Source organism: Hymenobacter actinosclerus (assembly GCF_900111515.1).
Lineage (GTDB): Bacteria > Bacteroidota > Bacteroidia > Cytophagales > Hymenobacteraceae > Hymenobacter > Hymenobacter actinosclerus.
In genome coordinates, this window is sequence record NZ_FOHS01000002.1 from 1129081 (window position 1) to 1150560 (window position 21480).

The 21480-nt window shown below is 62.0% G+C and carries 18 protein-coding genes; 9 read left to right on the top strand and 9 right to left on the bottom strand.

The features are described 5' to 3' along the window. The first annotated feature begins 23 nt into the window (after positions 1–23). Together BMY67_RS11145 and BMY67_RS11150 are read left to right on the top strand one after the other, a co-directional pair. Entirely contained in the window at positions 24–890 is an 867-nt protein-coding gene (locus BMY67_RS11145; protein WP_177189790.1) for a universal stress protein, read from the top strand. Between the two features lie 154 nt (positions 891–1044). Beyond that, on the top strand, positions 1045–1341 hold the full coding sequence (locus BMY67_RS11150) for a hypothetical protein (RefSeq protein ID WP_092771429.1): 297 nt from the start codon (positions 1045–1047) through the stop codon (positions 1339–1341). A gap of 139 nt (positions 1342–1480) precedes the next feature. Here the strand turns inward: BMY67_RS11150 and BMY67_RS11155 are convergent, their stop codons facing one another. Next, the gene (locus BMY67_RS11155) at positions 1481–2929 is read right to left on the bottom strand and encodes a hypothetical protein (RefSeq protein ID WP_092771431.1); all 1449 of its coding nucleotides are present in this window, start codon (positions 2927–2929) and stop codon (positions 1481–1483) included. Between the two features lie 90 nt (positions 2930–3019). Then, on the bottom strand, positions 3020–4000 hold the full coding sequence (locus BMY67_RS11160; RefSeq protein ID WP_092771433.1) for a polyprenyl synthetase family protein: 981 nt from the start codon (positions 3998–4000) through the stop codon (positions 3020–3022). 257 nt (positions 4001–4257) lie between these two features. On the opposite strand from BMY67_RS11160, the gene BMY67_RS11165 reads away from it, so the two are divergent. Together BMY67_RS11165 and folK are read left to right on the top strand one after the other, a co-directional pair. Beyond that, a complete protein-coding gene (locus BMY67_RS11165) occupies positions 4258–5136 on the top strand; it encodes an alpha/beta hydrolase family protein (protein WP_092771435.1) in 879 nt (292 codons plus the stop codon). A gap of 126 nt (positions 5137–5262) precedes the next feature. Continuing rightward, on the top strand, positions 5263–5760 hold the full coding sequence (gene folK, locus BMY67_RS11170) for a 2-amino-4-hydroxy-6-hydroxymethyldihydropteridine diphosphokinase (protein ID WP_092771437.1): 498 nt from the start codon (positions 5263–5265) through the stop codon (positions 5758–5760). A gap of 20 nt (positions 5761–5780) precedes the next feature. Here folK and BMY67_RS11175 read toward each other — a convergent pair whose 3' ends face one another. The 3 genes from BMY67_RS11175 to BMY67_RS11185 all read right to left on the bottom strand — a co-directional run bounded on the left by BMY67_RS11175 (position 5781) and on the right by BMY67_RS11185 (position 10934). After that, a complete protein-coding gene (locus BMY67_RS11175) occupies positions 5781–6929 on the bottom strand; it encodes a hypothetical protein (RefSeq protein ID WP_143069791.1) in 1149 nt (382 codons plus the stop codon). A gap of 68 nt (positions 6930–6997) precedes the next feature. Continuing rightward, entirely contained in the window at positions 6998–7885 is an 888-nt protein-coding gene (gene fabD, locus BMY67_RS11180; RefSeq protein ID WP_092771441.1) for an ACP S-malonyltransferase, read from the bottom strand. Between the two features lie 202 nt (positions 7886–8087). Then, a complete protein-coding gene (locus tag BMY67_RS11185; RefSeq protein ID WP_092771443.1) occupies positions 8088–10934 on the bottom strand; it encodes a T9SS type B sorting domain-containing protein in 2847 nt (948 codons plus the stop codon). 236 nt (positions 10935–11170) lie between these two features. Between BMY67_RS11185 and BMY67_RS11190 the strand changes: the two genes are divergently transcribed. The 5 genes from BMY67_RS11190 (at position 11171) to BMY67_RS19335 (ending at position 15742) form a co-directional block, all read left to right on the top strand. Continuing rightward, complete coding sequence (locus BMY67_RS11190; RefSeq protein ID WP_092771445.1) at positions 11171–11941, top strand: succinate dehydrogenase cytochrome b subunit; 771 nt, start codon at positions 11171–11173, stop codon at positions 11939–11941. Between the two features lie 26 nt (positions 11942–11967). Continuing rightward, complete coding sequence (locus BMY67_RS11195) at positions 11968–13902, top strand: fumarate reductase/succinate dehydrogenase flavoprotein subunit (RefSeq protein ID WP_092771447.1); 1935 nt, start codon at positions 11968–11970, stop codon at positions 13900–13902. A gap of 132 nt (positions 13903–14034) precedes the next feature. Beyond that, a complete protein-coding gene (locus tag BMY67_RS11200) occupies positions 14035–14790 on the top strand; it encodes a succinate dehydrogenase/fumarate reductase iron-sulfur subunit (RefSeq protein ID WP_092771449.1) in 756 nt (251 codons plus the stop codon). 115 nt (positions 14791–14905) lie between these two features. Next, positions 14906–15433 carry an NADPH-dependent FMN reductase gene (locus tag BMY67_RS11205; RefSeq protein ID WP_092771451.1) on the top strand — a complete coding sequence of 176 codons (528 nt, stop codon included), beginning with the start codon at positions 14906–14908 and terminating at the stop codon, positions 15431–15433. A gap of 153 nt (positions 15434–15586) precedes the next feature. After that, positions 15587–15742, top strand: a complete 156-nt coding sequence (locus BMY67_RS19335) for a hypothetical protein (RefSeq protein ID WP_177189791.1) — start codon at positions 15587–15589, stop codon at positions 15740–15742. Between the two features lie 85 nt (positions 15743–15827). On the opposite strand, the gene ftsZ is transcribed toward BMY67_RS19335, so the two are convergent. From ftsZ to BMY67_RS11225, 4 genes are all read right to left on the bottom strand, one after another. After that, positions 15828–17330, bottom strand: a complete 1503-nt coding sequence (gene ftsZ, locus BMY67_RS11210) for a cell division protein FtsZ (protein WP_092771453.1) — start codon at positions 17328–17330, stop codon at positions 15828–15830. A 106-nt stretch (positions 17331–17436) separates the two neighbouring features. Next, complete coding sequence (gene ftsA, locus BMY67_RS11215; RefSeq protein ID WP_092771455.1) at positions 17437–18828, bottom strand: cell division protein FtsA; 1392 nt, start codon at positions 18826–18828, stop codon at positions 17437–17439. An 84-nt stretch (positions 18829–18912) separates the two neighbouring features. Then, the gene (locus BMY67_RS11220; protein WP_092771457.1) at positions 18913–19671 is read right to left on the bottom strand and encodes a cell division protein FtsQ/DivIB; all 759 of its coding nucleotides are present in this window, start codon (positions 19669–19671) and stop codon (positions 18913–18915) included. A 161-nt stretch (positions 19672–19832) separates the two neighbouring features. Next, the gene (locus BMY67_RS11225) at positions 19833–21425 is read right to left on the bottom strand and encodes a UDP-N-acetylmuramate--L-alanine ligase (RefSeq protein WP_092771459.1); all 1593 of its coding nucleotides are present in this window, start codon (positions 21423–21425) and stop codon (positions 19833–19835) included. Positions 21426–21480 lie beyond the last annotated feature (55 nt).

Consider the following 21480-nt stretch of genomic DNA (forward strand, 5'->3'; position numbering starts at 1 on the left):
TTCCACTTTTTTTCTTCCGGCTTATGAAAAACATCCTGGTTCCCACCGATTTTTCGGCCGAGGCGCACCACGCCTTCCGGGCCGCGTTGCAGCTGGCCCGGCGCACGGGCGGCACCGTTACGCTGCTGCACGTGCTGGCCCTGCCCGACCAGCCGCGCACGGCCAACTTCAGCACCTTTGGCGGGCCGGTAAGCGGCAGCGAGCTACCCAACAGCTACGGCATCGACCGGATTTTTGTCATCAAGCTGCTCGAAGCCACCCACCAGCGCATGCAGCAGCTGCTGGCCGAGGCCGCCGAGCTGGCCCCCGGCGTACCGGTGCACGACCTCACCGACCAGGTGAGTGTAGACGAGGCGGTGCTGAAGGTTATTGAGCGCCAGCAGATTGATTTGGTGGTGCTGGGCACCCAGCACCACGATGCGCTGGAGCGCTTCTTCGCCTCGTCGAACACCGAGCAGCTGGTGCGGCTGGCGCCCTGCCCGGTGCTGGCCGTCAAGCAGGCCCCCGACCTCGACGCGGTGCACGACATCCTGTTCGCCTCCGATTTTTCGGCCGAGGCCGACCAGGCCGTGCAGGGGCTACAGCAGGTGCGCCAGCTGTTTCCGCAGGCCCGCCTGCACCTGCTGCACGTAACCGACGGCAATGCCAACCAGGCCCGCCAGCAGATTGACAGCTTTATCAGCCGCCACCAGCTGGCGCCCGCCGAGGCCGTGCTTATGGAAGCCAGCAGCGTCAGTGGCGGCATCGAGGATGCGGCCCGCAAGCTGGGCGCCGGCCTGATTGTGCTGCCCACCCACGCCCGCTCGGCGTTCAGCCGGTTTTTCCAAGGCAGCATTGCCGAGAAAGTGGCCACCCAATCGACCCAGCCGGTGCTTACGTTTCATCTGTAGCCGGCCGGCGGCGGGGCACGATTTGCCCACGCGGGGTTGGGCCGGTGCAGTACCGGCCCAACCCCGCGTGGGCATTTCTGCGTACACCAGGGCAGGCCTGCGGGCCTCACTTCCCTTTTCCACTTACTTACCTCACCCCAACCCGCCTTTTCTTATGTGGATTCAGCAAAAAAGCACCCCTGCCCCCGTCGATGAGCTCCAGGGCCACACCGTAGGCCTCAAGTTTGAGTGCAACAATTGCCATAAAGAAGTTTTTACGGCCTCCATCGGCGTACCCGCCGCCGAGCACTTCGCCACCATGCCCGACGACGGCCAGTACGAAACCGAGCAACTCCAGTGCCCCACCTGCGACATGACCCACGAAATCACCGTTAAAAGCAGCCGCGAGGGCGTACGCTTCGAAGTATCGGAAGTGGACCCCGGCCAGGTGTACTACCAGGTGCAGCACTAAACCACTGACTTTCGCTGATTAGCCATGACTCTACTGATTTCGTGGCTAACTCAAAAAGCCACCTCGGCCGAGGTGGCTTTTTTGCTGCCCGCAGGGTTGAAACCAACAACCGGACTAGCTACCGAATCCGGGCAACCCGTTAAAGTCCGGGCGGGTTCGGGGGCTGGCGGAACAGGCGCTTACCCCGGGTGATGTTCCAGTAGGCCAGCAGTTCGGCCTGCACTTCCGACTCGCCGTAGGCAGGTATCGGCCCCCACGACAGTACCGGACAGGATTGCGGGAGGTCGACGGTGGGCGTGGTGGCGCGGGCCAGCGTTGCGAGGGCCTCGCGCTGGCAGTCGTTGGTGGGGTATTTCCAGCTGTTATCGGAAACGGTGTAGAATACGCTTAGCGCGGCCACCCAGGCCATGTAGCCGAGGCGGCGGCGGCCCGTGAGGTGCTGGGCCAGGTAGTAGGTGGTGGCGCCGTAGAGGGCCATCAGGCCCAGCAGCACGGGCATAATGGAGTCGCGCCGGATGATGTGGGGCCGGTACTCGCGGTAGCCGCCCAGCGGCAGCAGCAGCATGTAGGCTACGGCAAACAGGGCCAGCCAGCCCAGCAGCTGCCGCAGCCGGCGGCTTTCGGTGCTGGCGGGCAGCAGGCGGCCCAGCAGCAGCGTGTTCAGCAGCACCACGCCCAGCAAAATGGCCAGCCCGGGCCGCCGGAAGAAGGTTTCGTTCAGGCCGGTGGGCAGCCGGCGGTAGCGCTCGGCCAGCGGAATGGTAATGTCGCGGCTTTCCAGCTCGAACTGCCCGATATAGAGTGAATACAAACACAGCGCCCCCAGCAGCAGCAGCAAACTGAACGCCGGCCAGGGCACGCGCGGCCCGATGGCGCCCCAGCTTCCGCCCGTGGCCCGCCACTGCCGCGCCAGCCAAACCAGGCAGATGCCCACCTGCAACACGGCCACCACGCCCGGAATAATGGGCCCGTTGAAGCTCAGCACCACGGCCAGCCCCGCCAGCAGCCCGTACTGCCACCAGCGCGGCCGGAAAGGCTGCCCGCTGTGCGCCGCCCGGTAAAAAGGCCAGTAAAACAGCCCCAGCAGCGCCAGCGGAAAAGCGTAGAAAAACGTGTAGGTGATGGCGTTATCAACAATGCCCATCTGGTTGTGGTAGCCCGCCGACTGAAACAGCGGCACCAGCACGGCTACCGTCAGCCAGAAACGGCGGCCCGGGCGGGCGCGGCCGGTGGCGTACAAACCCAGCACGTAGAGCACCAGCGCCTGCACGGCGGCGCTAAACAGCCCGCAGGCCACGTACACGCTATCAATCGGCGACACAAACCGCTGCAAACCAAACGGTACCGTTTTAAAGTAGACCACCATGGCTGCGTGCGCAAAAAAGCGGTTGGGCGCCGTGTACAGCTCGCCCCGGCTAAGCGCGGCCCAGCCAAACGGGTCCGACAGTACGGGCCGGCAGTCGGGCGAGGGCAGCACGATGTAGGCCAGGTCGCCATCGAGCGGCAGGCGATAGTTCTGCCAGTAGGTGTAGCCCAGATCGAGGGCCACGAACAGCAACAGCAGCGGCAGCAGGTAGCGGGTTTTCATGCAAATGGTTCGGACTCGGGGATACTTGCCGCACTACTGCTTAACCGGGCCAGCTACGAAACCCGTGCAATCCGTTTAAATCCGTGCTAATCAGTGTTCCCGTTCAATCGTGTAGTTGATGAGCTGTTCGAGCGAGGTGCGCGAGGCCGATTCGGGGAAGGTGCGCAGCACGGCCAGGGCCTCGTCGCGGTAGCGCTCCATCACGGCAATGGCGTAATCGAGCCCGCCCGACTGCTTCACAAACTCAATCACCTGCTGCACCCGGTCGCGGCGGCCGTCGTTGTTTTTCACGTTGAAAATCACGCGGCGCTTGGTCAGCCAGTCGGCCTGTTGCAGGGCGTAAATCAGCGGCAGCGTCATCTTTTTCTCCTTGATGTCGATGCCCAGCGGCTTGCCGATTTCGGCCGTGCCATAATCAAACAAATCGTCCTTGATCTGGAAGGCCATGCCCACCTTCTCGCCAAACAGCCGGGCCCGCTCCACCGTTGCGCGGTCGGCCCCGGCCGAGGAGGCCCCCACGGCGCAGCAGGAGGCAATCAGGGAAGCCGTTTTCTGGCGGATGATGTCGAAGTACACGTCCTCGGTGATATCGAGGCGCCGGGCCTTCTCAATTTGCAGCAGCTCGCCCTCGCTCAGCTCGCGCACGGCGTTGCTCACAATCTTGAGCAGGTCGTAGTCGTCGTTTTCCAGGCTCAGCAGCAGGCCCTTGCTCAGCAGGTAGTCGCCCACGAGCACGGCTATCTTATTCTTCCAGAGGGCGTTGATGGAGAAGAAACCGCGGCGGTAGTTGCTTTCGTCCACCACGTCGTCGTGCACCAGCGTGGCCGTGTGCAGCAGCTCAATCAGGGCCGCGCCCCGGAAGGTGGCTTCGGGCAGCGGGTCGCCGCCGCAGATTTTGGCCGTGAAGAACACGAACATGGGCCGGATCTGCTTGCCCTTGCGCTTAACGATGTAGCCCATGATTTTGTCGAGCAGCAGCTGCCTGGTCTGCATCGACTGGCGGAATTTCTTTTCGAATTCCACCATCTCCAAGGCAATCGGAGCCTGTATCTGGTCCAGCGAAATGGTCATGCGGCGTAGTTGGGCAGTGCAATGATACGGGAAAAGCCGCAGGGTGGAGTTTTGGAGTTTTGGAATGAGTGAGGTGACGAGGTGATGATTGGGAATGAACGTCATTCTGAGCAGCGCGAAGAATCTCGCGTGCCAAAGTAATTTCTGACCACAGGGTTACCATTACACGCAAGATTCTTCGACGACGCCTCCGGCTTCGCTCAGAATGACGTTTCTTTACCCGCTCTGCCACCTCCCCGACTTCACGCTAACCCATTATGCCCATTCAGCCTACCACCGTCCATTTTCAGCTCACCGGCTCCGGCCACCACCGCCCGTTTGCGGCCGATGCGCGCTTCGTGGCCGATGGCCGGGCCAAGCCGGTGGTGGTGTTCGTGCACGGGTTCAAGGGGTTCAAAGACTGGGGCCACTTCAACGTGCTGGCCGATTGGTTTGCCCACCGGGGCTTTGTGTTCGTCAAGCTCAACCTCTCGCACAACGGCGTGGTAGTGGGCGGCACCGGCGATTTGGAAGACCTGGAAGCGTTCGGCCGCAACAACTTCAGCATCGAGCTCGATGACCTGGGCACCCTGCTCGACGCCCTGCACCAGCCGGACCAGACGGGCATCCCGGCCGCCGAAATGGACCTTTCGCGCCTGGCCCTCATCGGCCACAGCCGCGGCGGCGGGCTGGTACTGCTGAAAGCGGCCGAAGACGCCCGCGTGCGGGCCGTGGCCACCTGGGCCGCCATCAGCCAGGTAAATCCCGGCTGGACCGAGCAGCAGATGGCCGACTGGCAGCAGCAGGGCGTGCTGCACGTGGAGAACTCGCGCACCAGGCAGCAGCTGCCGCTCTACTACCAGCTGGTGGAGAATTATTATGCAAACCAGGACCGCCTCGACATCGAGCAGAACTTGCGCCGATGGCTCCAGAACCGGCCCGTACTCATCCTGCACGGCGACCAGGACGAAACCGTGCCCCTGGCCCGCGCCCAACAGCTGCACGAGTGGCAGCCCGCCGCCAAGCTACAGGTGCTACCCGGCGCCACCCACAACTTCGGCGGCGCCCACCCCTGGACTTCGGCCGAATTGCCCGAGCACGCCCAACAGGCGGCGGAGGCCACGGCGGAATTTTTCGAATTAAAAATGAAAAGCTAGCAGATAATAACTGCCGCCTGTTGCTTTTGAAAACGGAAAGCAACAGGCGAATTTCAATTAACTGCCCTGAATGCGCACGCGCCTTTCACCGTCATTTTCAACTTTTAATTTTCACTACTGATTCCCTTGAAAACCGCCTACCTCCTGCTGGGCTCCAACCTCGGCGACCGGGCCGCCACGCTGCAGGCGGCCGTTACGGAGCTTGGCCGCTCGGCCGGGCGCGTAACCGCCGCCTCGGGCCTCTACGAAACGGCGGCCTGGGGCCTGACCGAGCAGCCGGCCTTCCTCAACCAGGCCCTGGAGGTGCAAACCCACCTCACTCCTACCCAGCTGCTGGCCGCCTGCCAGGCCGCCGAGCAGCACGCGGGCCGGCAGCGGCTGGTACGCTGGGGCGCCCGCACCCTCGATGTGGATATCCTGCTCTACGACGACCTAGTGCTCGACACGCCCACGCTCCAGCTGCCGCACCCGCGCCTCCCCGAGCGCCGCTTCGCCCTGCTGCCCCTGGCCGAAATTGCAGCATCGGTACTGCATCCCGGGCTCCGGCGCACCATAAACGAACTGCTGGCTGAGTGCCCCGACGAGCTGGCGGTTACGCTGCATGAAACCCAACCTGAAGGTTAGTCCTGAATCATAACACCCTCTCAGTCCTTCTGGCTGGTACGGGTGGTTTGCGGCACGAGCAGCGTGGCAGGTGGCTGCTTATGCAGCCGGACAGCATTGTGCAGTACCCGCGTTACGGGATAGGCCAGCCAGAGCAGCAATGCCAGCACCAGCATCCGGTGGCGTAGCGGCGTAGACGACCGGAGCTGTAGTGCGCCCGACAGCAATATACATACTGGCCCGAACAGTACGCCCGCGTATCGCTCGCCATCGTGGATACCCGCAGCGCCCCGGCTTAGCACGTTCGCCAGCACATGCCAGCCGATGTAGACAACACTGGTAAGCAGCAGCACCCGGCCAAAACGGCCCGTTGCGGCCGCGCCACGGCTCAGCGCGACGGCCAGTGCCCCGCCAGCCAGCAGGTAGGCCAGTGGTACCAGCTTGGTGGGCGTGGGCAAAGGCGTGAGCCAGCGGACCAGCACAAAGCCGAAGTCGCTCAGGGCTTGGAGGCCCCAGGCTGCCTCCTGGTTTGGTACCAGCGGGATGCTAAGTCCGGACCGTATTACTGCCACCTGCCAGGCTACCCCGGCGCAAGCACTGGCCGCTACATGCAGCAGCAGGGCCCCACGCTGCGGCCGCCAAACGCGCCAGCCGTAGCCCACGGTTAAGCCAGCGGCCGCGCCGGCCAGCAGAAACAGGCCACTGCTACGCTGCAGGGGTAACAGTATACCCGCTACTGTAGCCAGCAACAACCAGCTGACCTGGCGCTGCTCCAGGTAACGATACAGCGCAACGGCGTACAGGGCGAACAGCGCCAAAAAACCGGTTTCTGCCCACACAAACTTTGCTGCTACCAGCCACGGAGTACTCAGGGCCAGCACCCACGGCAGCACCCAGCGGCCCGGGTTAGCGGGGCGGAGCAGTTGCCGGCCCAGCCAGGTCCAGCCGGCCCAACCAACCAGCAGGGCTAGCGCGTGCAGCAGCCCAACGGCGCGGGCTGGCGTTGCCGCCGCGCCCACCACCGCCAGCAGTACCGGATACAGCGGCGCCCAGAAAGTGTAGGGCGAGCCGTCCGGATTCAGCAGCTGCCCCGCCCCAGCCCAACTGCGCGCTGCCGCCAGGTAATAAGCGGAATCGGAAGTTGCTAGCGGCCCGCGGCCCCAGCTGTAGCCGTAAAGCCCAAGCAGCACAGCCGCGGGCGGCAACCACCTTATTGCGTAGTGAAACCAAGCCGCCAGCTTTGTGCTTTTGCCCACTACTACACCGTCGCCGATTGCGCCGTTACGTCCGGTGCAATTTTCTTCACGAGGCTCTGGAGCACCTTGCCGGGGCCGCACTCCACGAACTCGGTGGCACCATCGTGCACCATGCGCTGCACGCTCTGGGTCCAGCGCACGGGGGAGGTGAGCTGGCGCACGAGGTTTTCACGGATTTCGTCGGGGTCGGTATGGGGGGCGGCGTCCACGTTCTGGTACACGGGGCAGATGCCGGCCGCGAAGCTCGTTTTGGCAATTGCCGCCGCCAATGCCGCTTCGGCCGACTGCATCAGTGGCGAGTGGAAGGCCCCGCCCACCGGCAGCGGCAGGGCGCGCTTGGCCCCGGCGGCCTTCAGCTGCTCGCAGGCCAGCTCGATGCCGCGCTGCGAGCCCGACACCACCAATTGGCCGGGGCAGTTGTAGTTGGCGGCCACCACCACATTGCCGCCGGCCGTAATTTCCTGGCAGATACGGGCTGTGGTGTCATCATCGAGGCCCAGGATGGCGGCCATGGTGCCGGGCTGCTCCTGGCAGGCGGCCTGCATGGCGCGGGCCCGCTGGGCTACCAGCTGCAGGGCATCCTCGAAGCGCAGCACGTTGGCGGCTACCAGGGCCGAGAACTCGCCCAGCGAGTGGCCGGCCACCATAGCGGGCCGGAAGTCGGGCAGCACGGCGGCCAGGGCCACCGAGTGCAGGAAAATGGCCGGCTGCGTTACATCGGTGCGGCGCAGCTCCTCGTCGGAGCCCGCAAACATGATGTCGGTGAGCGAGAAGCCCAGGATGTCGTTGGCCTGGTCCATGAGGCGCCGGGCTTCGGAGTGCTGCTCGTACAGCTCACGGCCCATGCCGCTGAACTGGCTGCCCTGGCCGGGGAAAATAACTGCTTTCATATGGTCAGAATAGGCCCCGCAGCAGCTTCTGGCGGGAAGCGCCGCCGGGGCAGGCGGAAAATTACGGCCGCAAGCTGCATAAAAATGCGCTACCGTTCCATGCGGCTGCGCAACGAGTGGGGCAAAAGCCGGCTACTTTCTTCAACAGCAAAGCCGGACTTCCCACTCGGAAGTCCGGCTCTGTGGTGTTTCGCCGCGCTGGTTAACGGTTTATCTGCACCCAGCCTTTAAAGGTGCGCGTGGTGCGGTTGGCATCCCTGAACGTCACCTCGGCCTGGTAGAAATACACCCCATCCGACACCTTGCCGTTGGAGTTGCCTTCGCCCTTGCCGCCGCCATTCCAGTTGATGAGCGGGTCCTGGTCGCTTTCGTACACCTTGGTGCCCCAGCGGTTGTAAATCTTGATGGCCGTGCGCTCAATCGGGCTGAACACCTTGGGCCGGAACGTGTCGTTTTTGCCGTCGGCGTTGGGCGTGAAGATGTTGGGAAGCAAAAACAGCAGGCAGTTATCCTTGCACTCCTTGTTGCTGAGCGCACTTACGGCCCCGTTGCGGTCGACGGCCTGCACGGCGTAGCAGCCCTGGGCCGTAGTCAGGTTGGCGTGCTGATAAGTGGTCTGGGTGCCGGGCACGCGGGCCAGCTCGGTCAGCTCGGCCTGCGCATTGGGTGCGAAGTAGATGATGTACTCCACAATGTCGCGGCTGCAGTCCTCAGTGGGCAGGTTGCTCAGCGTCCAGCTCAGGTAGTTGGTGAACACCATGCCCGATTTGGGCGTGGTCGGCAAATCGAACAGGCGGCTGGCCAGACTGTCGCAGTTGGTGGGCTTGAGCGTGAGGACGGGCGTGCAGGGCACGGCCCGCAGGGGCGCACACTGTTCCTGGCTCAGGTTGATGAGCGAATCGGGCAGGGCAATGTCGTAGGTGCCGTTGGTCTTCACGTAGTAGCAGTACGTGCGGTTTTTCACCAGCGGCAGCACCTTGCCATCGTCCACGAACTGGCCACCGGTGGCCGTGCTGGCAGCTTTGCCCACGGGCCGGAACGTGCCGCCCGGCTCGCGCCGGTATACCGTGCTGGGGCGCTTGCTGTTGTCCCAGGGCACATTGTAAGTCCAGCTCACGGCTACCGTGTTGGCCAGCGGGTTCGGCGTGGTCGTCAGCCGCACGCTTGAGGCCGGCTGGGTACGCTCCACCGAGTCGGCGGCCAGGGTCGTGTTGCTGAAGAAATCGAGCCGGTAGGTGTAGGCGTTGGCTTCCGTATTGAGGCCAGTGTTCACGAAGGTGGTGTCGAGCAGGTTGGTCGTGCTGTACACCTTGCGGAAATCGGTGGCGGCCGGGTTGAGGCCGGTAGCCCGGTACAGGCGGTAGCCGCGGGGCTCGCGGAAGTTGGCCAGCGGAGCCGGCTGGTTCCAGCGCACGGTAATCTGGCCCGTGGCCACATCGGTGCGGTCAACGGTTACGTTGGTCAGGCGCGGCGAGCGGCCCTCCACCTTTACGCAGGCCTCGTTGGAAGCCAGGCTTTCGCCCCCGCCGGGCTGGGCAAACCGCACATAAATGCGGTACGAGTATGTTTTACCCCGGGTCAGGCCGGCGCCGTTGTTGTCGTCGAGGAAGGTGCGGGAGCCCACGCCCACGGTGCCAATCTGCACGTAGCCCGAGCCGGCGGGTAGGCCCGTTTCGCAGGTGGTGGGCGTGAAGGCGAAGCAGTTTTCGCGGCGGAAAATCAGGATCTGCGCCCCCGGGTTCTGGCAGCTGTAGCTGTCCCAGTCGAGGCGCATGTTGTTGCCCTGCGGGGTGGCCTGCAGGTTTTGCGGGGCCGGGCCCACTACCGTAATATTCCAGGTACGCTGGTCGATAAGCGGCGAAATGCTGCCCACTGGTTCATCGGTGGCCTTGAACAGTACCGAGTAGGGCTGGCGGCGGATATAGGAGCAGGTAGGCGTCCACTGGAACAGGGCGCGGGCCACGGGCGGGCCCTTGGTGCTCTGCCGGAACGAGGCGGGCGTGGGCAGCAGCCCGGTGAAGGCTTCGAGCAGCACGGGGTTGCCATCGGGGTCGGTGGCCGTGATGGTGCCGCCGGGTACGGCCGTGTTGGCCACCACGCACACATCGGGCGGAACGGTAATGATGGGGCGCCGGTTGTCCTGGGCCTTCACAATAATCTGCATGTCGCGGATGGTCTCGCTCAGCAGCGTGGGCTGGGTAGGCTTGCCGGGCGTGCGGCGGTACTCCTTCACCTTAAAGGCCACATTGTATGTGCCCGTCTGGGCCGGCGCGTTCCACACAATCTGGCCCGTGCGCGCATCAATGCTGAAGATGGCCCGGTCGCCCGGCACTCCTGCCGGTGGCCCGCTGTAAAGTACCTGGCGCGCGTCGACCCCCGGCAGGTTGTTGGGGTAGGTGAAGCCGGTGGTAGGTACGGGGTTGAGTTTGTTGCCGCTGGCAATAGCCACCCGCGGGTCGCCGGCCTTCTGGCTGACCATCAGTTCGTAGGCCAGCGAATCGCCCTCCACATCGTAGGCCGCCGGGTTGTGCAGAAACACCTGCCCTACGCTGCCCTTGTCGATGGCCGGGGCCAGCAGCTGCGGCGAATTATTCTGAATGAAGGCGTTGATAAGAATAGTGGTGGAAATATAGAAGCTCTCGTTAGCCGAGTTGGCCATATTAACTACGCCTCTGGGCCGGTTAACGCTGGCGTAGCCCACCGTAAAGGGCCCGGTAGAGTTATAGATATGCTCGAACTTGTAAACGTTGAGCAGGTACTCCGGCGCTACCCGGGTCTGCGACACAAACGGGATGCCCTCCTGGGAAGTGTTGTCGCCGAAAAAGATGATAACCGTGGGTTCCTCGGCTACCTCGGGGCCAGGAACGCCCACATACAGCGAGAGAGTAAAAAAGATGTGCCGCGGGTTGTTGGGGTCAGTACGCGCCTGTATGTCGCCGGCCGCCAGGTGCGTAGCGCGGGCCGCCGGGGCGGCTAGCAAGCACACCAGCAGTAGCAGCAGCCCCGTCAGCCAACGCTGCAACGGGCGGATAAGTAGAGCAGTACGCATATAGTCAGGCAACTGGGCGGGCAGAGAAACAGCAAGAAGAAAGGTCCGGAAAAACCCGGTCGAAACCTAACAAAAATCGGGCAGCAGGGGTTGTTAGGCCGAAGCAAGATACTAACGGAGTTGGCTTCCGATTGATTCCGGCCAGCCTCCCGCCTTTATTCAGATTGTTTCCTACTAGCCGGGCACCTAACTTTGACCGTTATAATCGACTTCCCCACCCTACTTAGTAGCTCTCTATGAGTTGGATTTCCAAAACCCTCACCAGCAGCATCGGTCGCAAAATTGTCATGGCTACCACGGGTTTGTTCCTGTGCTCGTTTCTGGTGGTGCACCTCCTGATCAACCTGCAGCTGCTGCGCCACGACGGCGGCGCCAGCTTCAATTTCTGGGCCGAGTTCATGGGTACCAACCCGGTTATCCGGTTCATGGAAATCGTGCTCATGCTGGGCTTTGCCGTCCACATTTACCAGGGTCTGGCCCTGGCCATCAAGAACAAAAAGGCCCGCGGTGCGCAGGGTTACGTGGTCAACCACTCGGAGCAGAACTCGCAGTGGGCTTCGCGCAACATGGCCCTGCTGGGTACGCTGCTGCTCATCTTCCTGATTGTGCATCTGATGAACTTCTGGGTGCGCTCCCGCTTCGATGCCTTCGGCGGCCTGGCCGAAGTGAAGGTGCCCAACCTCGACCACCCCGTCGGCGACCTGTACTCGGTAGCCGCCGCTTCCTTTAAAATTCCGTGGTACGTCGCGCTCTATGCGCTGGCGCAGATTGCGCTGGGCTACCACCTCTGGCACGGCTTCCGCAGCGGCTTCCAGACGCTGGGCGTGAAGCACCCCAAATACACACCGGCCATCTACTACACGGGCTACGTTTTCTCGGTAGTAATTGCCGTGCTGTTCGCCCTTGTTCCGATTGTCATGTTCTTTGGCGACCAGTATCAGCCGCGGCCGGCCACCGGCCAGACCGTTGAACAGTCGCTGACGGAGGAGCCAGCGGCGCTACGCTAATTTCCCACCTTCTAATTCTGCCCTTTATGGTACTTGATTCCAAACTTCCCGAAGGCCCGATAGCCGAGAAGTGGGAGAAGCATAAGTTCAACGTCAAGCTCGTCAACCCGTCCAACAAGCGGAAGTACGACATCATCGTGGTGGGCACCGGCCTGGCCGGCGCTTCGGCCGCCGCCTCGCTGGCCGAGCTCGGCTACAACGTGAAGGCCTTTACCTTCCACGACTCGCCCCGCCGGGCCCACTCCATCGCCGCTCAGGGTGGTATCAACGCCGCCAAAAACTACCAGAACGACGGCGACTCGGTGTACCGGCTGTTCTACGACACCGTGAAGGGCGGCGACTACCGCTCCCGCGAGGCCAACGTGTACCGCCTGGCCCAGGTATCGGTCAACATCATCGACCAGTGCGTGGCCCAGGGTGTACCCTTCGCCCGCGAGTACGGCGGATTGCTGGCCAACCGTTCGTTCGGTGGCGCCCAGGTGAGCCGCACGTTCTACGCCCGCGGCCAGACCGGCCAGCAGCTGCTGCTGGGCGCTTACTCGGCCCTCTCGCGGCAGGTGGCCTACGGCAAAGTGAAGCTGTACACCCGCTCCGAAATGCTGGATCTGGTGACCGTCGACGGGCAGGCCCGCGGCATCATCACCCGCAACCTGCTGACCGGCGAGATTGAGCAGCACGCGGCCCACGCCGTGGTGCTGGCTACCGGCGGCTACGGCAACGTGTTCTTTCTGAGCACCAACGCCATGTACTGCAACGCCACCGCCGCCTGGCGGGCCCACAAAAAGGGCGCGTACTTCGCCAACCCCTGCTTCACCCAGATTCACCCCACCTGCATTCCCGTATCGGGCGATTACCAGTCGAAGCTGACGCTCATGTCGGAGTCGCTGCGTAACGACGGCCGCGTGTGGGTGCCGGCTACCAAGGAAACGGCCGAGCGCCTGCGCAAGGGTGAAATCAATGTAAACGACATTCAGGAGGCCGACCGCGACTACTTCCTGGAGCGCAAGTACCCGGCCTTCGGTAACCTGGTGCCCCGCGACGTAGCTTCGCGCAACGCCAAGATGATGTGCGACGAAGGCCGTGGCGTGGGCTCGACCGGCCTGGCCGTGTACCTCGACTTCGCCGACGTTATCAAGCGCACCTCGGCCGAGGCCGTGAGCCAGAAGTACGGCAACCTGTTCGATATGTACGCCAAAATCACCGGCGAAAACCCCTACGAGCGGCCCATGCGCATCTACCCGGCCGTGCACTACACCATGGGTGGCCTCTGGGTTGACTACAACCTGCAAACCACCGTGAAGGGCCTCTACGCCACCGGCGAGTGCAACTTCTCCGACCACGGCGCCAACCGCCTCGGCGCCTCGGCCCTCATGCAGGGTCTGGCCGACGGTTACTTCGTGATTCCCTACACCATCGGCGACTACCTGGCCCAGACGCCGCCCAAGCCCGTTACGACCGAAGACCCGGCCTTCGCCGAGGCTACGGCCGCCGTACAGGCGCGCATGCAGCAGCTGATGAGCATCAACGGCACCCGCACGCCCGACGACTTCCACAAGAAGCTCGGCCACCTGATGTGGGAGTACTGCGGTATGTCGCGCAACGCCGAGGGCCTGCGCTTTGCCAAGCAGGAAATTGCCAAGCTGCGCCAGGAGTTCTGGAGCGACCTGAAGCTGGCTGGTACCGAAAACGAGATGAACCAGGCCCTGGAGAAGGCCGGCCGCGTGGCCGACTTCCTGGAGCTGGGCGAGCTGATGGTTGACGACGCGCTGGCCCGCAACGAAAGCTGCGGTGGTCACTTCCGCGAGGAGTACCAGACCCCCGAGGGCGAGGCCCTGCGTAACGACGACGAGTACGCCTACGTGGCCGCCTGGGAGTACCAGGGCGACAACCAGCCCGAGAAGCTGAACAAGGAGGAACTGACGTTTGAGAACGTGAAGCTCACCCAGCGCAGCTACAAGTAAGCTGCAAGCAACAAGCCGCAAGCTGCAAGTGCAGTTCGGTAGTCTCAATTTTAACACGAAAAGCTTGCAGCTTGTAGCTGACAGCTTGAAGCTCATAAAACAATGGCCGGAAGTAACCCCAACGCCAAACCAATGAACCTCACCCTGAAGGTGTGGCGGCAGAAAAACCGCATCAGCCAGGGTGGTATCGTCGATTACCAGGTAAAGGACATTTCGCCCGATATGTCGTTCCTGGAAATGCTCGACGTGCTCAACGAGGACCTGCTACGCCAGGGCCAGGAGCCGGTAGCCTTCGACCATGACTGCCGTGAGGGCATCTGTGGCTCGTGCAACCTGTTCATCAACGGCCGGGCGCACGGCCCCGAGCAGGGCACCACTACCTGCCAGCTGCACATGCGCAAGTTCTCCGATGGCGACACCATCACCATCGAGCCCTGGCGCGCATCGGCTTTCCCCATCAACAAAGACCTGAGCGTCGACCGCTCGGCCTTCGACCGCATCATTCAGGCGGGCGGCTACGTGAGCATCAACACCGGCGGTACGCCCGATGCCAACGAGATTCCGATTCCGAAGGACATTGCCGACCGCGCCTTCGAGGCGGCGACCTGCATTGGTTGCGGCGCCTGCGTGGCAGCCTGCAAAAACGCGTCGGCCATGCTGTTCGTGTCGGCCAAGGTGAGCCAGCTGGCGCTGCTGCCCCAGGGCCACGTGGAGCGCAAAACCCGCGTGGAGAACATGGTGGCCCAGATGGATATCGAAGGCTTCGGAGCCTGCACCAACATCGGTTCCTGCGCCGCCGAATGTCCGGTGGGCATTTCGCTTGAAAACATTGCCATCCTCAACCAGGAATTCCTGTCGGCCAAGGCTACGTCCAATAACCTGGCGTAACGTTCGGCGGTTATCCTCTCAGGACTCCCTGAAAAGGCGAAACGGGCTTCCGTTTCGCCTTTTTTGTCGCCCGGGAGCCCGTTGGTTTGGTATTTCGCTTTTATCTTCTCGCTACATGATTACGATTGTTGTCGGCACCAACCGCCCCGGCTCCCGGGCCCGACGCGTAGCCGATTTGTACGCCCGCTTATTGGCCGAGCAGAACGTCGAAGCCCAAATTCTGGACCTGCTGGAGCTACCGGCCGATTTTACGGCTTCGGCCCTCTACGGCAATGTCGGCCGCCACGACGGCTTCAACCACCTGGCGGCCCAAGCCACGGCCGCCGAGAAGCTGGTATTTATCGTGCCCGAGTACAACTGCTCGTTTCCGGGGGTTCTGAAGGCATTTATCGATGGCCTCCCCTACCCCTCGGGGCTGGGCAACAAGAAGGCGGCGCTGGTAGGGCTCAGTAGTGGCGCTCAGGGCGGTATTTTACCATTAAACCATCTCACGGATGTGCTCATGTACCTGGGCACCGCCGTGTTGCCCCAGCGCGTGCGCCTGCCCTTCATCGACAAGCACCTGAGCGCCGACGGCGAACTAACCGACACTTTTCTTCAGCAGCTGCTGCAAGAACAGGTGGCGCATCTGCTCCGGTTCTGATTCGCTTACAATCAAGGCCAGTTCCAGGTGCGTCTGCACCTGCGGCGGCGGTGGTGCAATACGGGAGCAGCCGACCGCGTTGGGCACTTGCCAAATAGCCAAACTCCGGCCGTTTGCGTAAGGCCTGACTTACCCACTGCTTTCTTTCCACCGATGAAATATTTCCTGCCGTTGCTGGGTTTAGCACTGCTGAGCGCCTGCACGATTTCGCCCCGCCGGGGCCGAAGCGGTCAGCTCGCCCCCGAGCGCGAAATGATGCACCCCGACCACTTTCCAACTGATTCGATGCAGCCCGATACGCTGCGCTAGAAATCGACTACAATGCAACCGGCCGCCCCGATTTTCTCGGGGCGGCCGGTTGCATTGTAAGCGGTAACGGGAGTTAGCTGGTTAACTAATCCACATTATCGTGCAGGAAGCGGTTGTCGCCCAGCAGCTCGTTATCATCGGAGAGGTTGAAGCGGCTTACGTTCTGCTCCGAAGAGGGCACTACGTTTTCCAGCTTCACCTGCCGGCGCAGATAAGCCGGCGTTTCCAGCTGCTCCTTCAGCGCATCGTTGGTCAGGCCGTTGCTCAGGGCCTGCAGGCGCTGGCGACGCTCCTCGGCCCGGGCCTCCAGCGAGGGCCGGGGCAGGCTGTGGGACATAGTTGCAACGGGAGGCGTCTGGGGCGGATACTGGTACTGCAGCTGCGGCTCGGGTGCGGGCATTGAGGGCGCGGCCACCGGCCCGGCAGTATGCTGCGGGGGCGAAGTTTCGAGGTCGCGCACGATAACCGGCGGCTCGGTAGGCGCCGGGCTCCCAAAGGTGGGCACGACCGGAGTGGCCGGCCCAACAGACGGTTCGTTTGATTGCTGCTGCTCGGCGGCCGGAGTAGCCGATGGCATGGCACGGGCATCGTCGCGGGGCACTACGGAGGTAATGTTGTGCGCGTCGCGGGCGAAGCCAGTGGCAATTACGGTTACGCGGATGCTCTGGCCCAGCGAGGGGTCGATGCCGTGGCCGAAGATAACCTCGGCATTCTGGCCGGCCTTCTCCTGGATGTACTCCGTGATTTCGGTCAGCTCGTCCATCTCCAGCTCGGCCTGGTCGCCCGACATGATGCTGAGCAGAATGCGCTGGGCCCCGTGAATGTCGGTGTTGTTGAGCAGTGGCGAGGCCAGAGCCTCCTCGGCGGCCCGGGCAGCGCGGTTCTCGCCTTCCGTTACGCTGCTGCCCATTACGGCCGCGCCCGAGTCCTTCATCACCGTTTTCACGTCTTCAAAGTCGACGTTCACGTCCGAGGTCACCGTGATAATCTCGGCAATCGACTTGGCGGCCGTCGTCAGTACGGTATCGGCTTTGGCAAATGCTGCGCTCAGGGGCAGGTTGCCATACATCTCGCGGATTTTGTCGTTGAGAATCACCAGCACCGTGTCGCAGTCCTCGCTCAGCTCCTTGATGCCCTGCTCGGCCTGCTGGCGCTTTTTGCGGCCCTCAAACAGAAACGGCGCCGTTACGATGCCAACGGTGAGAATGCCCAGTTCCTTGGCTACTTTGGCAATTACGGGCGCGGCCCCGGTTCCGGTACCGCCGCCCATGCCCGCCGTGATAAATACCATGCGGGTGCCCTGGCTCAGCAATTCCCGGATTTGCTCGCGGCTCTCGATGGCCGCCTGCTTGCCCCGCTCGGGGTTGGCCCCCGCGCCCAGCCCCTCGGTCAGGTCGATACCGATTTGCATGCGGTTGGGTACGGGCGACGACGCCAACGCTTGTTTATCCGTGTTGCAGATAACAAACTCCACGTCCTTGATGCCCTGGGCATACATGTGTTTGACCGCATTGGAGCCACCGCCCCCCACCCCAATCACCTTGATGATGGAAGTTGACTGCGGCTGAATGTCGAAGGTATAATTCATGCTTGGGGTCAAGTAGGAATCAAAAGTCAAAAATTAAAAATCAAGAACTGTCGTCCACTTAAAGGACCACAATGCCTGATTTTTAACTCTCAATTTTCAATTAACATTAATACTGTTTGTCATCGAAATCATTAATCAGCAGGTCTTTCGTGCGATTAATAATTTTCTGAAAGAAATCACCGGCTCCCGATTTTTTGGCGGGCTTTTCGGCAGCCGGAGTGGGCGCCTGAGCCGGTGGATTTTGCGAAGCCGCCACGGGGCGGGCTTCGGGTGCAGGTACGTAGTAGTTCTGCTCCTGCTGCTGCTGCTCGGCTTCCTCGTAGCCACGCTGGGCCAGGCGGTCGTCGAGCGAGCGGTAGCCGGCCAGCACCAGGCCCACCGTAGTAGCGTACATGGGCGACTTCACGGCTTCGATCTTGCTTTTGCCAAGGTGCTCGTTGGGGTAGCCGATGCGCGTGTCGAGGCCGGTTACGTACTCAGTCAGCTGCACCAGGTTCTGGAGCTGCGAGCCGCCGCCGGTCATCACGATGCCGGCCGCCAGCTTGTCCTGGAAGCCCAGGCGCTGGATTTCGGCGTACACCAGCTCCACGATTTCCTCCATCCGGGCCTCAATAATGTAGGCCAGGTTTTTCAGGCTGATTTCCTTCGGGGCCCGGTCGCGCAGGCCGGGGATGCTCACGATTTCGTACTCGGAGGCTTCCTCGGCAATAGCCTTACCAAACTTCACTTTGAGCTGCTCGGCTTGGTTCTGCATCACCTGGCAGCCCTGCTTGATGTCGGTAGTGATGATGTTGCCGCCGAAGGGCAGCACCGCCGCATGGCGGATGATACCGTCCTTGAAGATGGCTAGGTCGGTGGTACCGCCGCCAATGTCAACCAGCGCTACCCCTGCCTCTTTCTCCTCGTCGCTGAGCACCGACATGCTCGATGCCAGCGGCTCCAGAATCAGGTTATCAATCTCCAGCCCGGCCTTGGTAACGCACTTGTATACGTTGTTGATGGCCGTGCTCTGGGCCGTGATGATGTGGAAGTTGCCCTCCAGCCGCACGCCCGACATGCCCACGGGGTCCAGAATGCCCTCCTCGTAATCCACCTTGTAGTCCTGGGGCATTACGTGGATGATCTGGGAGCCGGGCGGTGTAACGAGGCGGTACATGTCGCTGGTGAGGCGCTCCACGTCGGCCTGCGTGATTTCGGTTTCGGCCGAAGCGCGGGTGATGCTGCCGTTGTGCTGCAGACTCTTGATGTGCTGGCCCGCAATGCCCACGTTCACCACGCCAATGTTGATGCCCGATTGCTCCTCGGCCTGCCGGATAGCTTTTTTAATGGCGTCCACCGTTTTGTCGATGTTCGACACAATACCCCGTACCACGCCCTCCGACACGGCCTTGCCCAGGCCCAGAATTTCAAGCTTACCAAATTCGTTTTTGCGGCCCACCAAGGCACATATTTTGGTGGTGCCGATGTCGAGGCCGACTACAATTTTATCGTGTTGCATGGGGAGGGAGGGCGAGAGGTTTGCGGGAGCTGGCAGGAAAAGCGCGTTTAATCAGCTTTAAGGTAGCGTTTTAGACGGATAATTTTATTCGCAGATGATTTGGTCCTTGAATTCGACATTGACGCGATGGTACGTGTCCCAGCCAAGGACCGGCGGAATTTGCCGGTAAAATACCATTAGTTTCGCGAATTTTTCAGAAATATTATCCGGAAAGCCAAATTCAACCCGTTGGTCGCCTACTTGCTGGGTGAACGAAATTTTTCCGTTGGGCGCTACAAATATTTCCGCAACCTGCGCCCGCCAGAAGGGCTTTTCGTCGATGTAACGCAGAAACTCGAGGTAGCGTGTGCCCGTGCTGTCCTGAAAGAACGAGGCCGCCAGCGGTACGCCCCCCGAGCGCGAAATGGGCACCACCCGGGCCGTGAAGAGCGACGACAGCGGCAGCTTGCGGCCGTCGGCGTCGAGGTAGCTGTCCTGGCGGGCGTCGGCGTGCACGAGGCGGGCAATGGGGCGGCTCTGGCGCACGTCGGCGTGCAGGTTGCCGGCCAGGTCGCGGTACACCTCGGCCTCCTTCACAAAGCTGTGCGCCTTGAGGCGGGCTTCGAGGGCCTTCAGGTCGATGTCGGCCGGGGCAGCGCCTTCGAGCCGGTCGCGTCCCTGGCGGGTCAGCAGGCCCGTTACCTCCCGCTGGCCAATGAAAAAGTTGTTGAACTCGTTGCTGACCGATACAATGACGCCGCCCACCTTACGGTTGGCCTGCCGCACGGCCGCAAATGCCCCCAGCCCGATCAGCAGCAGCAGGCATACGGTGGCAATAAGCAGGTTCTGGGTGTTGCGGGGCATTGGCTCTAAGCTATTAGCTATCAGCGTTTAGCTGTCAGCTTTTCCAAAGCAACTGCTTTTGGATCTTTTATCGGATGTTGAACCTGCTTCCTCTGCCTGACTGGGTGAAAGACAACGGCTGAAAAATGCGCGGCGAGAACAAAGCTAACAGCTAATAGCCGTCAGCTAACAGCTTCTTTAAGCCAGCGAATATTCAAAATATTCTTTAATTGAGGCACTAACTGATCAATGTCGCCGGCGCCTACGGTGGCTAATACGTCAAAATTCGGATTGGTTTCGGCATTTTGCAAAATTTCGGCCATCGTTTGCAGAGATTTTTCGGGTGCCGTGATTTGGGATAAAATCAACTCCGCCGTCACGCCCGGCATCGGCTGCTCGCGAGCCGGGTAGATGTCCAGGAGCACCACTTCGTCGGCAAGGCTCAGGCTTTCAGCGAATCCGGCCGCGAAATCGCGGGTGCGGCTGAACAGGTGCGGCTGGAAAATCACGCGCAGCCGCCGCCCCGGGTACAGGGCCCGCAACGACTGCAGAAAAGCCTGGATTTCGCGTGGGTGGTGGGCGTAGTCGTCTACGTACACCTTGGGCTGCGCGGGCGTGCCGGCCGTTACAATGAACTCGAACCGGCGCTTCACGCCCCGGTAGGCGGCTACGGCGGCCCGCAGCTGCTCGTCGGAAAGGCCATAGAGGCGGGCCACGCAGGCGGCGGCCAGCATGTTTTCCACGTTGTGGAAACCCGGCACGGCCAGCTCCAACCCATCTATCTGAGCTGTAAGCTGAGGGCGGTTAGCTGAGAGTTTCTGGGGTTCTGAGCCGAAGTTAGCCGCTGACCCAGACGGGCCGTGCATGTCGAACCGGAACAGGTGGCCCTCGGCGGTAATGTTGCTGGCGTACAGCTCGGGGCCCTGCTCGGAGTTCAGGCCGTAGCGCAGCACCCGTACGCCGGCCGGGGCGGCCGCGGCTACGCTGGCATCGGCGGTGTGGTTGATGATGAGCGTGCCGCCCGGCTGAATCTGGCCCACGAACTGCCGGAACGACTCCAGCAGCGTTTCGGCGTCGCCGTATATATCGAGGTGGTCGGCGTCGGTGCTCGTCACGATGGCCACCGTCGGAAACAGGGTCAGAAAGCTCCGGTCGTACTCATCAGCTTCAACTACTACCGGAATGTTTTCTGGGGCCAGTTGCCGGTTGCCGGTTGTCAGTTCGTTCTCGTTCCCTGTTTTCTGTTGCTGATTACCGGTTTCGGCCGCAAAATTTTCACCTTTTACTTCTTCATTTCTACTTGACTCGGGTAGTAATAAGTTCGAACCCAGGTTCACGCTGATGCCACCCAGAAAGGCCGCGCAGGGGACGCCGGCGTGATGCAGCAGGTGAGCTACCATGCTGCTGGTGGTGGTTTTGCCGTGGGTGCCGGCCACCGCAATAGTGGGCCGGCCTTCGGTGAGCACGCCCAGTACCTGGCTGCGCTTGCGGATGTCGTAACCCCGCTCCCGCAGCCAGGCCCATTCGCGGTGGCCGGCCGGAATGGCGGGCGTGAGCACGACCAGCGTATCGGTGGGGTTTTCGCGCACGGCCAGCGGGATATTCTCTACTGCATCGTCGTAATGAATGGTGATACCCTCGGCCGTCAGGGCATCGGTCAGGGGCGTGCGGGTTTTGTCGTAGCCACTTACCACGTGCCCGTTGGCCCGAAACCAGCGCGCCAGCGCCGACATGCCAATGCCACCGATACCCAGGAAGAAGACGTTGGTTTTCATTTTTTGAGGTAGTGGGCGCTTAGCGTCTGAAAAGAGGTTGTGGAGCAAAAGTCTG

What these genes read in the sequence shown, in the direction of transcription:
- BMY67_RS11145 (WP_177189790.1), top strand. Translation starts at nt 24, where the DNA reads ATGAAAAACATCCTGGTTCCCACCGATTTTTCGGCCGAGGCGCACCAC.
- BMY67_RS11150 (WP_092771429.1), top strand. Translation starts at nt 1,045, where the DNA reads ATGTGGATTCAGCAAAAAAGCACCCCTGCCCCCGTCGATGAGCTCCAG.
- BMY67_RS11155 (WP_092771431.1), bottom strand. Translation starts at nt 2,929, where the DNA reads ATGAAAACCCGCTACCTGCTGCCGCTGCTGTTGCTGTTCGTGGCCCTC.
- BMY67_RS11160 (WP_092771433.1), bottom strand. Translation starts at nt 4,000, where the DNA reads ATGACCATTTCGCTGGACCAGATACAGGCTCCGATTGCCTTGGAGATG.
- BMY67_RS11165 (WP_092771435.1), top strand. Translation starts at nt 4,258, where the DNA reads ATGCCCATTCAGCCTACCACCGTCCATTTTCAGCTCACCGGCTCCGGC.
- fabD (WP_092771441.1), bottom strand. Translation starts at nt 7,885, where the DNA reads ATGAAAGCAGTTATTTTCCCCGGCCAGGGCAGCCAGTTCAGCGGCATG.
- BMY67_RS11185 (WP_092771443.1), bottom strand. Translation starts at nt 10,934, where the DNA reads ATGCGTACTGCTCTACTTATCCGCCCGTTGCAGCGTTGGCTGACGGGG.
- BMY67_RS11190 (WP_092771445.1), top strand. Translation starts at nt 11,171, where the DNA reads ATGAGTTGGATTTCCAAAACCCTCACCAGCAGCATCGGTCGCAAAATT.
- BMY67_RS11195 (WP_092771447.1), top strand. Translation starts at nt 11,968, where the DNA reads ATGGTACTTGATTCCAAACTTCCCGAAGGCCCGATAGCCGAGAAGTGG.
- BMY67_RS11200 (WP_092771449.1), top strand. Translation starts at nt 14,035, where the DNA reads ATGAACCTCACCCTGAAGGTGTGGCGGCAGAAAAACCGCATCAGCCAG.
- BMY67_RS11205 (WP_092771451.1), top strand. Translation starts at nt 14,906, where the DNA reads ATGATTACGATTGTTGTCGGCACCAACCGCCCCGGCTCCCGGGCCCGA.
- BMY67_RS19335 (WP_177189791.1), top strand. Translation starts at nt 15,587, where the DNA reads ATGAAATATTTCCTGCCGTTGCTGGGTTTAGCACTGCTGAGCGCCTGC.
- ftsZ (WP_092771453.1), bottom strand. Translation starts at nt 17,330, where the DNA reads ATGAATTATACCTTCGACATTCAGCCGCAGTCAACTTCCATCATCAAG.
- ftsA (WP_092771455.1), bottom strand. Translation starts at nt 18,828, where the DNA reads ATGCAACACGATAAAATTGTAGTCGGCCTCGACATCGGCACCACCAAA.
- BMY67_RS11220 (WP_092771457.1), bottom strand. Translation starts at nt 19,671, where the DNA reads ATGCCCCGCAACACCCAGAACCTGCTTATTGCCACCGTATGCCTGCTG.
- BMY67_RS11225 (WP_092771459.1), bottom strand. Translation starts at nt 21,425, where the DNA reads ATGAAAACCAACGTCTTCTTCCTGGGTATCGGTGGCATTGGCATGTCG.